The organism is Antarctobacter sp. (assembly GCF_034670325.1).
GTDB lineage: Bacteria > Pseudomonadota > Alphaproteobacteria > Rhodobacterales > Rhodobacteraceae > Antarctobacter.
In genome coordinates this window covers 68,592-84,962 of sequence record NZ_JAXMNR010000007.1, presented here as the reverse complement: position 1 = coordinate 84,962, position 16,371 = coordinate 68,592, and the positions used below count along the sequence as shown (strand labels likewise).

Here is a 16,371-nt window from a genome sequence, read left to right as displayed (position 1 = left end):
CAGGCGCATCCCACCCGTCCCGCCACCAAGTGGCTGTTCCCCGGAGCCGTCTCTCGCTTGATGCCGAAAAGAGCCGGGCGTCAGGGCCGCGCAAGGGGGCGCAGCCCCGCGCCAAGCGCGGCTTGCCCTTGCGCGGCGCTGGTGGCTGGCTCAGGCAGCAATAAAGCGAGGGATGGCTGCAGGGAACAGCCACGGGCCTGTTCCTTGGTGAGTCCTGAAGCGGAAACCGGCGTCGCAGATGCCACGCCGCAAGGCGCGCTTTCGGCCGGGGACGGTGGGCGGGGCGACGTCGCAGCCGCAGGCTGCGTCGAGCGCCGCACCCCGTCCCCGGCGGCGACCCGCCGCTCAGTAGTCGCGCTCGAAAAACACGCCGATCCCGCTGGTGCCATCCGACCCCAACCGCCCGCGCACGGTTACGTTGGGGTTCACCGTCAGGTTCAGGTTGATCTCGCTGGCGCCTTTGGCGTCCACGGTCACGTCGCTGTACAGGTTTTCCCCCAGATAGGCCCCGGCGCGGGCCTCGATCGTGCCGTCGTCGGCGGTGCCGATATCCAGTTCCGACACGCCCAGCCCGCTGCGCAGCGATTCCGTCAGGCCCAGACCGCCGCGCCCCGACAGCGTGCGCACGGCAGAGGCCAGTTGCACCGCCTGCAGTGCCGACAGTTCCGTCACCGAGCGGCCAAACAGGAAGAACGACAGTGCCTCGTCCTGCGGCAGTTCCGGCACCGAGCCGACCACCAGTTCCGGCGAAGAGGCCGGTCCCTCGATGGTAATTTTGATGTCGGTGTCCTCGACCCGTGTGGTGGCAACAAAGCGCACAACGGGGTCAAAGCTGCCACGCAGCGCGACAGAGCCCTCGGTCAGGTCCAGCCGTCGGCCCAGCAGGTCCAGACGGCCGCGGATCAGGTCGAACTGCCCCACCGGCACGATATCGGACGTGGTGCCACGCAGGCGCAGCGTGCCGCCCAGTTCCGCGTCCAGCCCGCGACCACGCACAAAGATCCGGTTGACCGCCCGCACCGTCAGATCCAGCGGGAAACTGACCGCGGGTCCGGACGCCGCGCCAGCCTCTCCGTCCAGCCCGGCGAATTTCAGCGTCAGTGCCACATCCTGCGGCATGCCCTGATGGCGCAGCCCGTCCAGTGCCGCATAGCTGGCGCCGATGTTGGGAATCCGCGCCTCGACAGTGCCCAGATCCACCACCCCGCCGATCCGCGCGCCGCCCGTCAGCGGGCCGTCGATGCGGACCTCGCCGTTGGCCGTGGTCTCGAACAGGTCTGGCTGCCGCACCACCGCGTCGCGCAGGCGCAACACCAGCGCCCCGTCAAACGGCGGGCTCAGCGTCACCGGCCCCTCCAGCGCAACCCGTCCGCCGCTGTCCAGCGCACCGGTGACCGACAGTTGCGCCCGGCCCCCCGACAGGCGCACCTGCCCGCCCAGATCGTTCAGAATGATGTTGAGCGCGGGCGCGGCAAAGCGCGCGCCATTGGTCGAGATCACGCCCGACAGCGCCGACAGTTGCGGCGGGCCGTTCAAGCCCAGATCGAAGGTCACGATACCGTTGACCACCTGCGGGGCCAGCCGCCCGTTGGCCAGCGCCAGCGGCGCAGAACCGTTGAGGTTCAGATCGAACCGGCTGAAATCCTCTGCCGCCGTGCCGTTTACCCGCGCACCGATGCCACCCGGTCCGGTGCCGTCCAGCGACAGCCGCCAAGGCCCGCCATCGCGCCGCGCGCTGCCGGTGACCTGCGCCGGTCCCGGCAGATCGGGCACCAGAGCACCAAGGTTGGCCAGCGCGACGACAAGGTTCAGATCCGCCGCAGCCCCCGGCCCGTAACTGCCGGTCACGCGCCCGTCGATGCCGCTGGCGTCCAGCATCGCCTCGCTGATGCGATACGCGCCGTTTTCCTGCCGCGCCACGGTCAGGTCCAGCCGGGTATTGCCCGTCAGCAGCGGGTCCACCGTGGCCTGACCGATGCCCAGCCCCTGCCCGCGCACCACCGCCGACAGGTCCAGCGGGCCTTTCAGCACCCCGCCCGAGGCCTGCGCGTCGATCTGTGCCGCTCCGCGAAGAGCCATCCCGGTCAGCCGCGACAGCGGGGCCAGCGAGGCCATGTCCGCTGTCAGCCGCCCGTCCACCGTGGGGCCTTGCAAGCCACCGGGCGTCACCGTGCCGGTGAATGTCGCATCTACCACCCCGTCCAAAGTCAGCGGGTCAAAGGTGATTGGCCCATTGGCGGTACGCGCGGCCTTGATGCTCAGCGCGCTGCGTCCCACCAGCAGCGGGTCGATCTGGGGCAGGCCAAGGCGCAGGTCCGTGGTGCGGCCTTCGGCACTGATCGAAAAGGCGCTGCCGTCAATGCGGCCCTCGCCGGTGACAGTCAGTTCGGTGGTGCCATTCAGCGGCTGCCCGGCCAGATCGGAAAAGGCCGAGAGACGCGAAATCGCCGCCTCCAGTCGCCCCGACGCCTTGGGCACATCGGTCCCGAAATCCACCGTGCCCGCATAGATCAGACGCCCCGCCTCGGCCAATGCGCCATTGGCCTCCAGCGTCCAGAGATCGCCGTTCTGGTCTGCCTTGAGGTCCAGCGTCGTGGGTCCCGAAAGATCCGGCAGGACCAGCGCGGTCTCACGAATGCGCGCCTCTGCCCGCAGGCTGCTGGCCCCGGTGGCCAGCGAGCCGCTGCCCTCGATCCGCGCCTCTGGCGTGATCAGCAGCAGACGGTCGGCGCGCAGGCCCGCCTCATCGCGGACGGCCTCCAGTTGCAGGCTGCCGACCCCGGCAATCAGCGGGTCGACCTGTGCAATCCCGGTGGCCAGACCCTGCGTGGTGCCATCAAGGCCAAGGTCGAAACCGCCGGTGACGGGACGCACATCGCCCTTGATCGACAGTTGCGCGGCACCGCGCAGAGCGACGCCGGACAGCGCTGCAAAGCGCGATAGATCCTCCGCCGACAGCCGGACATCCGGCGTCACCACCGGGTTCAGGGTTTCGGCCTCGCCCACGGTGATGGCACCGGTCAGGCCATAGTCAGCCCCCGACAGGTCCAGCGCGCTCAGCACCAGCGGCGCCCCCGGTTGCCAGTCAAAGTCAAAACTGCCGCGCAGGCCGGTGCCCACCGCCTCGGCCAGCGCCTGATCCGCCAGAGCCATCCCCCCGGCGGCCAGCCGCAGCCCGCCGGTCACCCGCGATGCGGCGCGGTCAATCTCACCCGCGCCGTTCAGCATCAGCCGATCAGCGCGGCCGGCATCTGTTGTGATGCCAGTGGTCTCAAGGTTCAGAGTCCAGCCGTTGCCGGCACCGGCGTCAAAACCACCCTCCAGCGTTGTGCCCGCGACGTAGATCTTTTGACCCGGCAGCGGCAGCAGCACCAATTCGCCCTCGGGCGGCACGATCTGCCCCGACAGCGCCAGTCTCTGCGGCCAGCCATCGCCCGCGATGGCGGCAGAGCCGGTCAGGCGCAAGGCGTCCGCCCGCAGGTTCAACTGTTCCAGCGCAATCGCCCCATCGGCGCGGCGCGTCGCATCGGCGCGTAGACGAATGTCGTCGCCCAGAAACTCGCGGTAGGCGGGGGCCAGCATCGGGGCAAGATCGCCACCGATGTCCAGCGACACTTGCTGCGTGTCCGCATCGCCGTTGGCGCGCAGCACGATATCCCCTGCCAGCCGCTCGACCCCGTCAGTCGCCAGCACCAGTTCGGCGGCAAAATCGTCAATCGGCGCATCGCCCGTCAGGCTGAGCGCCACCGACGGCTCCCCCGGCAGGCCCAGCATCCGCGCCGCCAGCCCGCCCGCCGGTTCCTCAAACGCGGTGTCGATGCGCAGCACGCGGGATGTGTTGCTGTAGGCCCCCGCCAGCCGCAGGCTGCCCCCGGCGTCCAGCCGTTCGATGCGCAGGGTGGCATCGCCTTCGCCGCCAGACAGCTGCGCATTGCCCTGCACCCGCAGCACCAGATTCTCGGTCGCCACCGGCGCGCCCAGCACAACCTCTTGCAGGTCCAGATCGGCCAACCGCAGCGACACCGGCAGTTCCGGCAGCTTGAACGCGCTGCGCGCCTCTGGAGAGGGCGGTGCGTCAGAGGCCAGCGGTACCGGCAGGCGCGGCATCTCGATCCGGCCCACGGTGATCTCGTCGATCTCGACCGCGCCGCGCACCAGCGCGGTGCGGGTCCAGACCATCGCCACGTCGCTGGCGGTCAGCCAGACGCCGTCCTCATCGGAAATAATGATCCGGTCGATGGTGGCGCGCGAACTCAGCGCCCCGGCGAACCCTTCGATCCGCACCTCGCGGCCCGCGTCGGACAGCGCGTCCTCCAGCAGACCCTGAATATAGCCGCGATCGTCCTGTTGCGCGACCAAAGCCACCGGCCAGAGGACCAGCACCAAGAAAACTCGAAAAAACCGCATCAGAACGCCTGCCCGATCCCGATATAAATCTGCACGCCCTCGCCGGTGTCACCCGCCACGGGTCCGGCCACGTCAAAGCGGATCGGCCCCACCGGCGTGGCGTAGCGAATGCCCAGACCCGCGCCCGCGTGCCAGTCGCCGCTGCCGTCCGGAAAGCTTTCGGCCCCGACATAACCCGCGTCGGCGAATCCCACGACGCCAATACTGTCGGTCACGTCCACGCGCACCTCTGTCGACAGGCCCACAAAGCTGCGCCCGCCCAGACGGGTGCCAGAGTAGTCCACGTCAAGCGATTGATAGGGCTGGCCCCGTACGGTGCCGCCACCGCCGGAATACAGCAGATAGTCGGGCGGCGCATCGGCGGCCTCTGGCCCGAACATCCCCGCAACTTGCAGGCGACCGGCCAGCACCACGGACTCCGCAGCGCCAAAGGCGCGGTAGCCGCGAATGTCAAAGGCATAGCGCCCGCCACTGTCGCCAGTGTTCACGATGGAAAACGGCTCTAGCTCTGCGCGCAGATACAGTCCCTCTGTCGGGTCCAGTTTGTCATCGCGGCGGTCGATGGTGACAGCCGTGGGCAGGGACAGGATCGTCAGTAGCCGCGTTGGATCGCCCGGCAGATAGAGGTCGGTGATGTTCGACCGGCTGTAGGAAATGCCCACCTCGCCCGACACCTGTTTGGAAAACGCGCGCGTCACGCCGATCCCGAAGGTGAAACGGCGGTCGATGTAGTCCGGCTCATCGTCATAGCTGAGGCCGGTGGTGGCAAAGAACATCGTATCCGGCCCGTAGACCGCCGGTTTTTCGAACCGCGCGGTAAGGTCATAGTCCGGCTTCATCCCCGCCCCGCCCAGTTGCGAGGCCTCGCCTTCGATCCGGAACCGTTCGGCCCCGCCAAAAAGGTTTCGGTGCAGCCAGAAGCCCGACAGCATCACTGCCTCGGACGTGGACAGTTCCGCGCCAAAGCCAAAGCGGCGCGGTTTGCGGTCGGTGACGTCGATCAGGATGTCCAGCGTGTCGTCCGGCCCACCCTCTTCGGCCTCTGTCACGGTGACGGACCGAAAGGTGCCGGTGGCGCGCAGGCGCTGCGCCGCATCCTCGACCGCGACCGGATCAAAGGTTTCGCCGCGCGGAACACCGGCAATCTGGCGGATGCGCGCCTCGCGCACCGCGCTGTCCGATGTCACCTGCACGTCGCCGAAGCGGAACTGGGGGCCCTGCGCCACGGCCAGCGCCACGTCCAGCTTGGCGGCGGCATGGCGGGCGGTGATGGTCTGGTCGGCGATCTGTGCCTTGGCGTAGCCTGCCGCGCGCCAGCCCTCTATCGCGGCCTGCGCGGTATCGCGGACCACGGTGGCCTGCGCCGGTGCGCCGGGGGCAAATCCTTCGGGCAGCGGGGCACGTTTGTTGACGGGCGCAACCTTGGCCTGACCAAAAGTAAAGCGCGCGCCCGGTTCGACCCGCACGCGGACCTTGTTGATCTGCTTGGGGGCGGAAAACGGCGGGATGGTAGCGGCCTCTTGTCCGTCCAGCGTGATGCGAACCACCGCCGAGTAATAGCCCTGCGCATACAGCGCCTCGACCAGACGCGCATAATCGCCCTGTGCGGCGGCCAGCACGTCCTGCGGGGCCTTGTCGCCATCTTTCTCAAGCTGCGCCAGAATCGACGCGGCGCGCAGGCTGCTTTCCAGCGTGTCCTTGTCGGGGCCGATGATCTTGAATCCGAGACTGTCAAAGCTCTGCGCGGGAAATGGCAGGGTCAGGCAAATGCCTGTCAGCAGGGCCAAAGCCGTGCCACGCAACAAGGCGGCGGCGCGCGGATTGGCCCGCGCGGTACGGCGGCGCCTGACGGCCCGCGAGGGTATATTTAGCCCTGATCTCATTGTTCCACCCTATAAGATGTGACGCGGGCGCAAAGAGGCAAATTACAAAGGTGAGTCACAATCACGCGGGTTTCGGCGAGGAGTTGCCGTGGTGGCGCCGGACACGCGGATTCTGATTATCAGATAGGGTGCGCGGGTGCGCCTGCAACGCCCCGCGCAAAGCGTTTGAAGTCCTCGACTTCTTCCTTGGACGGAACCACGCCGGTGAAGCAATACAGGTAGCCTTCGACCCGGCTTAACCGTTCTTCGACGGTCTCTGACAATTCCAGCGCGTAGTAGCCGATCTGCTGATAATATAGGACGCGGGCGCGGATATCGGCCTCTGCCGGATCATAGCCGTGACGGGCAAACATCCGTGCCAGCGCCTGCTGGCGCGCGGTGTCGGACCGGTCGATCACGCCGCGCACGCGGGCATCCCGCCGCGCCCATTCCCGCACCGCGAAGTCCAGTTGATGATTGAACCCCTCGGGGTCGACCACGCAGCGAAAGAAATTGTTGAGCGCGGCGGTGATCGTCGGCGCAGGCAGGTCGGCGTAGGCAATCATCACGCCGGTATTGGTCCGCTCCCAATCCGCCAGCAGTTGATCCAGCAGGTCCTGACGGCTTTGGAAGTACCAGTAGAACGACGAGCGCGAGACGCCAAGCCGGGTGCCGATTGTCAGGATCTTGACCGATTGCACGCCGTCCGAAATCAGCAACTCCATCGCTGTGCGCAGCCAGTCGGCGCGCGTCACCTTGATATTGCCGGGGAGATCGTCTTCGGCCATCAGTCGGCAGGCGGCGCGCCGCCCTCCTGCGTGCGTTTGGCGATGAAGGCGTCAAGGGCCGCCAAACGGTCGCCAGTGGCATTGGCGGGCGCGCGGTGGTCGGACAGGATCTGCTGCCAGAGGTCCAGCGCGCGGTCGTTGGCATCTTTTGCGCCGCGTTCCGTCCAGGTGCCAAAGTTGGTCCAGTCCGCGACCAGAGGTTCGTAAAAGGCGGTGGCGTAGCGTTCCATCGTATGCGCGCAGCCAAAGAAATGCCCGCCCGGTTGCACCTCTGCCAGCGCGTCAAACCCGATTTCGGCGTCGTCCGAAGGGGTAGCCGCGCAGAGTTCGGCCATGACCTGAACCATCTCCATATCGGTGATGAGTTTCTCATAGCTGACGGTCAGCCCGCCCTCGATCCAGCCTGCGGCATGGATGATGATGCTGGCCCCCGACAACAGCGCCCCCCATGCGCTGATCTCTGTCTCATGCGCGGCCTGCACGTCGTTGGTGTTGGCCGCACACCCGGCGGCGTTGCGCCACGGCAGGCCGACAAGACGCGCCAGTTGACCGGCGGCAAGGCTGGCCTTGACCTGTTCCGGCGTGCCAAAGGCGGGCGCACCGCTTTTCATATCGACGTTAGAGGCAAAGGCCCCGTAGCAGACCGGTGCGCCGGGCTTGGCCAATTGCGTCAGGGTGATACCGGCCAATGCCTCGGCATGGGAGAGCGTGATGGCCCCCGCCACCGTGACCGGCGCCATCGCCCCCATCAGGCAGAACGGCGTGACGACAGAGGGCTGCCCGTGCCGTGCAAAGTCGACCAGCCCCTGCGCCATGGGAATATCGATCTGACGCGGAGAATTGGTGTTGATGATCGTGTAGCAATGCGGGTTTTGCGCAAATTGATCGTCGGACAACCCGCGAAAGCGCGCGATCATCTCAAAGGCATCCAGCGCCTGCGGCGTGCCGCGAGAGAACACAAACGGCACCTTGTCCGAGACACTTAGCTGCATCCGGGTAAAGGCGTAGTGCCGTAGGTGGATGGGAACATCCTGCGGCTCTACCCCCGGTGACAACATCTGGATGGCGTCGAAATGCTGGACCAACTTGGTCAGTTCCTCAACATCGCGCAGAGTGCCGGGGCGGCGCCCGCGCGCCATGTCAGAGCAGTTGGGTGCCCCTGCCCCGGACTGAAACGCAAGACTGCCCAACTGCATGTCGATGTGCCGCTCGTGCGCGCCACCGTGCAGGGTGAACTGACGCGGAGCGGAGGCCAGCGCCGCCGTGACGATGTCGCGGCCGATGCGGACCATCTGGGTGTCTTCGTCGACGTTTGCGCCCGCTTGCGCAAACAGCCTGCGCGCTTCGGGCAGCAGTACCTTGATGCCCAATTCCTCCAGCACCCGTAGCGCGGTGTCATGGATCACGGCGACGCGGTCCTCGGTAAAGACGGTTTGCGGGGTGAAGGGGTTCTTGAGTTGTCGGTAATTGACGGTGCGCTTGACCGTGGGGGTATCGCCGCCGCGTTTGCGGCGACGGCGGCCCGAGTTTTCCGCAAGCGTACTCATGCAGGTTTCACCGGCTTGCCCCGCATGGCACTGCCGGCCGGGTCATAGGGTGAGGACGCAATCACGCGGGCGGGACATGCGACGCCGACCACGTGGACCGACAGGTTTGTGCCCTCTGCCGCCGCATCGGCACTGACCATGGCCAAAGCGTAGGATTTGCCCAGCGTGTGACCGTATCCACCTGAAGTGACAAAACCGACCTTTGCGCCGTCTTTCCAGACTGGTTCATACCCGCTGGCGTCGGCGTCACGGCTGTCCACCTCCAGCGTCACGATCCGCCGTTTCGCCCCGGTGTCGCGTTCGGCCATCGCCGCCTGTTTGCCGATGAAATCGGATTTGTCCCAGTCGATCCAGCGGTCCATGCCGGTCTCTCCGGGGGTGTAGCCTTGGGTAAATTCCGCCGACCAGATGCCGAATGACTTCTCCAGCCGCAGCGACAGCATGGCGTTGAAGCCGTATTCGCGGATCTCCTGATCGGCCCCCGCCTCTAACAGCAATTCGCGCAGCTTTACATGATCGCCGTACCGCACGTTGATCTCGTACCCCAACTCGCCCGCCACCGACATCCGCGCCACCCGCGCGCGGAACAGGCCCACGTCCAGCGCGGCACAGCCCATGAAGGGCAGATCGGCGGCCCCTGCACAGATCTTGTCGATCACGGCGCGCGAGCGCGGTCCGGTCAGGGCAAAGCCGCAGGTCTCTTCGCCCAGATCTCGAACGCTGACACAATCGTCCATGTGGTCCTCGAACCAGCGCATGTGCCATGCGCGCAGGTAGTAGCTGCCCATGATCCACCACGTGCCGTCGCCCCAGTTGAAAATGGTCAGATCGCCCTTCAGCCGCCCACCCGGTTCCAGCATCGGGGCGAGTTTCGCGCGCCCCGGCGCAGGCAGTTTCGACGCCATGATCCGGTCGAGCCAGGCTTCGGCGTTCGGGCCGGACACCTCGAACCTTGAGAACCCGGTGATGTCGATCAGGCCGACCTTGTCGCGCACGTGGCGGCATTCCGCGCCCACGATGTCAAAGGCATTGGACCGCTTGAGCGTCGGTGTTTCCTCAAACCCCTTGGGGGCAAAATACATCGGCACCTCAAGATCCCAGCTGACGCCCCATTTGCAGCCCGCGTCGGACATCGCCGTGTAGGCTGGCGCGGTCTTCAACGGGCGGCCCGCGGGCAGTTGTTCGTTCGGGTAGGTCATCACAAAGCGGCGCGAATAGAACTGCCCCGTGGTTTCCTGAATGTAGCGTTTGTTCTGCGCGTAATCGCCGTAGCGCGCCACGTCCATTGACCATGCGTCGGCCTCTGGCTCTCCATGGATCATCCATTCGGCCAGCGTCTTGCCGACCCCCCCGCCCTGCAAGAAGCCCGCCATCACCGCGCAGGCCGACCAATAGCCGCGCTTGCCGCGCACCGGGCCGACCAGCGGGTTGCCATCGGGTGAGAAAGTGAAGGCGCCGTTGACCCATGTCTTGATCCCGACGTTTTCCAACGCCGGATAGCGTTCATAGGCGCAGATCAACTCTTTTTCGATACGGTCGGTCTGTTCCTGAAACAGCTCCATCCCGTAGTCCCACGGCGCGCCATCCATCGCCCAGTGTTCGTGGTCGACCTCATAGATGCCCACCAACAGCCCGTTCTGGTCCTGACGGGTGTATGTGAACCCCTCAAGGTCGACGGTCATCGGCACCTCGAAATCGAGTGCGGCGATTTCCGGTACGGTGTCGGTGATGAAATAGTGGTGTTTCAGCGGCGACAAAGGCAGTTCGATGCCCGCCATCCGGCCCACCTGTTTCGCCCAGAGACCGGCGGCGTTGACGACATGTTCGCAGGTGATTGTGCCCTTATCGGTGACCACTTTCCAGCCGTCGGCGGTCTGTTCCAGCGCCTGCACCTTGGTATGTTCATGGACCGTGGCACCACGCTTTTTCGCGGCCCCCGCGTAGGCATGCACGGTGCCGGTGGTGTCCAGATAGCCCTCACGGTCGGCCCACATCGCGCCCAGAATGCCATCGGTGGACATGATGGGGCAGCGTTTCTGCGCCTCTTGCGGGGTCAGCAACTCACAATCCTCAATGCCGATGGACTGAAACACCCGGTAGGCCGATTGCAGCCATTCCCAGCGGTCCGGTGTCCCCGCCAACGTCAGCCCACCCGTCATATGCAGGCCAATATTCTGACCGGATTCCTGTTCGATCTCTGGCAGCAGGTCGATGGTATAGGCCTGTAGGGCGGCCATGTTCGGGTCCGCGTTCAGCGCGTGGATGCCGCCCGCCGCGTGCCACGACGACCCTGCCGTCAGGACCGCGCGTTCCAGCAGGCAGACATCGCTCCAGCCCAATTTCGCAAGGTGATAGAGGACGGACGCGCCAACAACGCCCCCGCCGATGACGACCACGCGATAATGAGTGTTCATGTCCGACCCTCTCTGTCTGAGCTGTTTGAAGCGAGCCTAGAAGGCGTTTTCAAAGAGCACTAGACAGAAATGTCCAGAACATGGTCCGAAGGCGACATGACAGAGACCCGTCGCCGCCGTGGTGGGCAAATCTGGATTGTTTGCAGAGGAGTCGAGTCGGTCAGATCACATCGACAGGGTCGTCGAGCGTGTCCTCTTCGTCCTGAGCGTCGAGCACCTGCCATTTTGCGGCGCTCGACAGCATCAACTGCTCATACAAACCACCGGACCCGAAAGGATCGCTGGTCGGGGCGGGTGTCGGGTCAACAGGCGCCGGGTCCACTGGGCCCGGTGTTGGGTCGATGGGATCGGCCGGGTCCGGTGTCGGATCGGTCGGAGCGCCCCATTTACCGGCATTTCCTGCCAGAAACTGGGCAAATGCCCCGCTCGGGCCGAACGCGTCACCGCCCGATGGGACGGGGTCAACCGGATCTGGATCTACCGGATCGGGGTCCACCGGATCGGGGTCCACCGGGTCGGGGTCCACCGGATCGGGGTCCACCGGATCGGGGTCCACCGGGTCGGGGTCCACCGGGTCGGGGTCCACCGGGTCGGGGTCCACCGGGTCGGGGTCCACCGGGTCGGGGTCCACCGGGTCGGGGTCCACCGGGTCGGGGTCCTCTTCGGGCAATGGACCGTCCACACGTTCACCGTCAACGATGCTGTATTGTTCGGTCACGTATTCGCGCAGCACCCAGTCGGTATAGGGTTCGCGCAGTGCGCCGGTGTCGTCTGTCACCAGCGGATCATAGGCGGCGTATGTCTCGAACACGCCAGTCACAAGCGCGACCTCATCCGCCGTCAGGTTCTCTTCCTCAGCCCAACTGTTGTACCCGGTGAAATGCGTCACCGTCACGTCCTCGCCATACAGCGGCAGGGCCGCCTCGGCGAGTTCGGTGGTGTGGACGTGGTCGCTGTGTTCGATCTCGCTGCTGTCGTCCTGCAACAGGATGTCTTCGGGCATGTGCCGGGTCATGATCGCGCCAAGTACCTTGGTCAGATCCTCGGTGGCGTAGGAAACAAGGCCGTCCACCGTGGTGATCTGATCGGCCTCGCCCTCCAGCAGCCGCTCCAGACTGCCGAAGCCATAGGTATCGGTGCCGCCGCCGTCGATCCCGTCCGGCGTGCGCAGGAAATATAACCGCACCTGCGGATCATCGGCAAGGTAGCTGCTTTGCACCTCCCAGGCCACGCCATCCACGTCCAGCGTCACGGTCTCATCCACCCAGTCGGCGGGATCGGCACCAGCCATCTGGGCATAGGCGGCCTTGGCCCCCATCTCGCGCGCTTCCCAATAGGCGGCATCGCCCCCGGCATCGCCGGAGGTCAGGTAAACAGTGGTCATCGGGTCGCCATCGGCGATGGTCTCGGCCACATGCGGGTTCATGAACAACAGGTCATCGTCGGGATGCGCGACAATCGCCATATCGCCCCCGGCCATGGCCGGGCTGATCGGCTCGATGGTCAGGTCGATCACCGTGGCATCGTTTGGCGTGGCCGCGCCGCGCAGATCCGCAACCGGCAGCGCCAGCGGCACCTCGGCGGGCATCTGTGCCAGCAGCGTGTCATCCTTGAACAGCGCCATGACGCCATCTTCGTCGATCACGGCGGCAAAGCTGGCGGTTTCACCGGAAACCAGCGCATCATCGGCCACCAGCCGGTACACCGACCCGCCCTGCACAAGTTCGAAATACAGATCGTCACTGGCCCCAAGCTGGCCAAGGGTCAGGCGCGCGCCCGCACCGTCTGCGCCCAGCGCAACCAAGGGTTGCGACGGTCCTGCGCCCAGCCCGTCATATTGCACCGCGACGTCAATTCGCAGAGGGCCTGTAAATGTTCCGGTCGGCGCTGGCAGCGTCATCGCACGTTGTCCCTTTTTCTAGGGCGGATCGCATCCACCGGGAGCTCATACTTAGATCATGGGGCCAAAACGCCCCGAAATTGCCACAAAACAGCGTTACTCGAATGGGCGCAGCCTATACGGACCTGTTTGCAATCTGGTGGCGATTTCCGCCCCATTTGGGAAACACACTGTTCAGGGGCGCGACCTCAGCCTGAAATATCGTTGTTTCAATCCCTTGCGCTGATCCGCGCGCGTTTTGTCCGCACCGCCAAAGTGATCAATTCGCAACATTCCGGCCGTGCAACTGGCCATTGGTCCAGCCGAATCGCAGAAAACCGGGAGCATGGCCGGGCGCAGGGTGCTTGAAGCGGGGCGCATTGCACCTAAGCTGCGTGGGAACCTTGTTGAGGACAGACCAATGCCTCTGGACCTGCGCCGGATACCGCTGCTGTTACTGATTTTGGGCCTGTGCGCCGCCCTGCCCCGCCACAGTGCGGCGCAAGACGGATGGCCCGGAGATTGGCAAACCTATTGGTCCGCCGGAGAGGCTTTTGTCCTTCTGGAGCAGCGCGGAGAGGCGGTCTACGGCACCTATCAGCCCGGTGACGGGCGGATTACCGGCACCACGCAGGACGGCGTTCTGCGGGGCACATGGCAAGAGGCAGGCGAAAGCGGCGATTTCGTTTTTGTGCTGGCTCAGGATGGCCAAAGCTTTGCCGGGCGTTTCGGCTCTGGCGACTGGTGGAACGGCCACCGCGCCGGGATCGCCCAACAGCAACGCCCGGCATGGTGGAGCGGGGCGACCCCGCAGGCGACCCTGCGCAGCATCCTCGCCGCGGGCAACGACGCGCAATATCATGCCCGCGAGGGGCAAGTGCGCTGGATAGAGCCGCTGCTGGCCTATGACGGCCCCGAAAGCGATTCTTCGGATCATGACCGGCGGCGGCGCGCGCTTTGGCATATCCTCGACATATCCACCTTTCGACTCTGGGATGCGCCGGTGCCCGCCGCCGAGGCAGACCCGGGCACCGAATTACACTTTGAGATCGGTCCGGCCGGGTCGGGCACGACTTACCAGCTGATATTCCGGCTGGACGATGCGGGCCTGTGGCGGCTGGTGGTGCCGCCCGGTCCAATCCTTCAGGCCGATCTGGCGCGGCTGATCCGGGCGCGCGGGCATGAGACGCTGGACGCGTTGGAAAAGGCACGGGCCGGGTCTCCGCGCATGGTGATGATGGACTTTATCCTTGGGTCCAAGGACTGGGATGGCGCGGGCGGCGTGCGGGCCTTGCGCGCGCTGGACCTTGACCACGTACCGCGCCAACTGCGCCGCGCCGAGGGGGCGCTGATGGCAGACTATCTCAAGCGGAGCATCGACAGGATCGGCTATGTCGTCTGGCAAGAAATCCCCGACGATCCGGCGCGCCCGCTGCCCTATCCTTACTACCGGCATCCTTTGGGAGAGATCACCATCGCGCCGACCGACATCAGGGACGATGAGGGTCGCCCGGTCGAGCGTCTCTGGCGGTTCTCGCGCGATACGATGGAGGCGCTGCCCGCGCTGTATGAGGCGCTGGAACGGATGCCGCTGGCACCCGGCCTGAGCGCACCGCCGCCGCTGTCGCAATATTTTGCCACGCGGCAGGCGGTTCTTGAATGGTCTGGCTGGCTGCAACGCCGCGCCTTGGGTCTGGAGGTCTGGCAGTGGATCGGGCTGGCGGGTTACCTGCTGGCAATGGCCCTGACACTGGCGCTGGCGTGGCGCGCGGTGCGGACATTGGGATCAGGCAGCGGGGTTTTGGCCACCGTTGTCGCGCAACTGGCCGGACCGGCGGGACTGTTGCTGGCGGCGCTGCTGTTTCTGGATGCCAGTGAGCGGTTCGGCCTGACGTTGCGCGCTTTTGGCCCGGTTTCGGCGCTGTCGGCGGTGCTGCTGATCCTTGCCATGGCGGCGCTGGCCTATCGCACCGTATCGCTGGTCTTTGGCGCGCTGATGGTTCAGGCGGCGCGCACCTCTGCCTATACGGACGAAATTGTCCTGTCCCTCGCGCAGGGGCTGCTGAAACTGCTGGTGATCCTTGGGGCGCTGATAGCCTGCGCGGATGTCGTCGGCCTGCCCTACGAGGGTGTGTTGACCGGGCTGGGCATTGGCGGTGTTGCCGTGGCCTTTGCCGCGCGCGAGACGGTGGCGAACATCATCGGCGGCGCAATCCTGCTGTCGGACCGCCCCTTCCGCAAGGGCGACATGATCGAGGCGGCGGGGACATTGGCGGTGATCGAAACGGTCGGTCTGCGCTCGACCCGGCTGCGGACACTGGACGATACGCTGATGATCATGCCCAATGCGCAACTGTCCGATCAGGTGATCTCGAACTGGGGCAGTCGTCGACGGCGCAAGGTAAAGATGCAAATTCAGCTGACCTACGATACGCCGCGTGACCGTCTGGCGCGGTTTGTCGAGCGGCTGAAAGAGATCTATCACAAACAGCCGGACGCCGACACCGACAACGTCACCATTGGAATCACCTCGCTGGGACCGCAGAGCATCGACATCGAATTGTGGGGCCATTTCAAGGTCTTCACCTACGACGCGCAGGTCACCGCGCAACAGGCGCTGATCCTCGATATCCTTGCACTGGCCGAAGAGATCGGCGTCGCCTTTGCCTTTCCGACGCACACGGTGCATCTGGCGCGCCCCACGCCCGAGACGGGACAGGACGCAACGGCCTGACACGCGTCCCTTGTGGAACGCCGGGCGGGGACGCCCCCGCCCGGGGGGGCGTCACAGCAACAGACGTCGCTGTCGCGCCCCGCCGCGCCGCTGGGCCCGTGGCAACGTCAGGTCCAGCGCCCGCAGCGGGTGCCGGAGCGATGCATCCAGCAGCGCGCAAAAGACCGCCACCGCCGGATCGGTCTGGGCAAAGGGCTGCGCGCGCCGCCATGCGCGCACCGCCTCTGCCTCATAGCTGGCGCATCCGGGCAGGCCTCCCAGCCATTGCATGTAGCCCATGCAGCCCAGCTCATGCGCCCGTTCCGGGGTATCCGCCCGGCATTGCAACTGTGTCAGGACAAGTTCGATCGACATCGCGCCCTCCGCGCAAAGGACGGGTTGCGGATCGGATCAGCGATGTCAGTGGGCCGTAAAGCGCCATGGGTCCTCGCATCTCCGGAGCACCCCGCCCGGGTTCAGTGAAAAACGGACCCATGACGGGTCCGGCGATGGCAGGTCTCCTGACTCGCGGGTCAAGGCACAGTCCCGAACCTTCCCGGGCGGATGGCCCAGTGGTGTTTACGGGATGGCTCGCCGCTTACAGTTGCGGGGGCAGTCACGGATTTGGGAGCCTGCCCCGCACCGTATTCCCTATTCGTCCACGCGAAGGGCGTGGTCACCATCGCCGCCAGAGTGGCGCAGGCGCACGCCCCGGTCAAGCGGTCCGCGCGCCGCGGGGATATGGTCAACCGCTCTTGCCC

General features: G+C 65.8%; 8 protein-coding genes and 1 riboswitch. Of the genes, 1 reads left to right on the top strand and 7 read right to left on the bottom strand.

The window, feature by feature from the left end; genetic code table 11:
• Window positions 1-345: 345 nt before the first annotated feature.
• The 6 genes from VOI21_RS17615 to VOI21_RS17590 form a co-directional block, all read right to left on the bottom strand.
• Window positions 346-4,407 (bottom strand): translocation/assembly module TamB domain-containing protein, encoded by a 4,062-nt coding sequence (locus tag VOI21_RS17615; protein ID WP_323771266.1) that lies wholly within the window; start codon window positions 4,405-4,407, stop codon window positions 346-348.
• Window positions 4,407-6,290: an autotransporter assembly complex family protein gene (locus VOI21_RS17610; protein WP_323771265.1), complete on the bottom strand. Its 1,884-nt coding sequence runs from the start codon at window positions 6,288-6,290 to the stop codon at window positions 4,407-4,409. The genes VOI21_RS17615 and VOI21_RS17610 overlap by 1 nt, the downstream gene beginning before the upstream one ends.
• Window positions 6,291-6,409: 119 nt before the next feature.
• Window positions 6,410-7,057: a TetR/AcrR family transcriptional regulator gene (locus VOI21_RS17605; RefSeq protein ID WP_323771264.1), complete on the bottom strand. Its 648-nt coding sequence runs from the start codon at window positions 7,055-7,057 to the stop codon at window positions 6,410-6,412.
• Window positions 7,057-8,604: a trimethylamine methyltransferase family protein gene (locus VOI21_RS17600; protein WP_323771263.1), complete on the bottom strand. Its 1,548-nt coding sequence runs from the start codon at window positions 8,602-8,604 to the stop codon at window positions 7,057-7,059. Before VOI21_RS17600 ends, VOI21_RS17605 begins: the two co-directional genes overlap by 1 nt.
• The gene (locus tag VOI21_RS17595) at window positions 8,601-11,018 is read right to left on the bottom strand and encodes an FAD-dependent oxidoreductase (RefSeq protein ID WP_323771262.1); all 2,418 of its coding nucleotides are present in this window, start codon (window positions 11,016-11,018) and stop codon (window positions 8,601-8,603) included. Before VOI21_RS17595 ends, VOI21_RS17600 begins: the two co-directional genes overlap by 4 nt.
• Window positions 11,019-11,178: 160 nt before the next feature.
• Window positions 11,179-12,918 carry a PIG-L family deacetylase gene (locus tag VOI21_RS17590; RefSeq protein WP_323771261.1) on the bottom strand — a complete coding sequence of 580 codons (1,740 nt, stop codon included), beginning with the start codon at window positions 12,916-12,918 and terminating at the stop codon, window positions 11,179-11,181.
• A 400-nt stretch (window positions 12,919-13,318) separates the two neighbouring features.
• Here VOI21_RS17590 and VOI21_RS17585 point away from each other — a divergent pair, with 400 nt between their 5' ends.
• Entirely contained in the window at window positions 13,319-15,631 is a 2,313-nt protein-coding gene (locus tag VOI21_RS17585) for a mechanosensitive ion channel family protein (RefSeq protein ID WP_323771260.1), read from the top strand.
• A gap of 51 nt (window positions 15,632-15,682) precedes the next feature.
• Here VOI21_RS17585 and VOI21_RS17580 read toward each other — a convergent pair whose 3' ends face one another.
• Window positions 15,683-15,985: a hypothetical protein gene (locus VOI21_RS17580; RefSeq protein WP_323771259.1), complete on the bottom strand. Its 303-nt coding sequence runs from the start codon at window positions 15,983-15,985 to the stop codon at window positions 15,683-15,685.
• 118 nt (window positions 15,986-16,103) lie between these two features.
• Window positions 16,104-16,309, bottom strand: a riboswitch (cobalamin riboswitch).
• Between the last annotated feature and the right edge of the window lie 62 nt (window positions 16,310-16,371).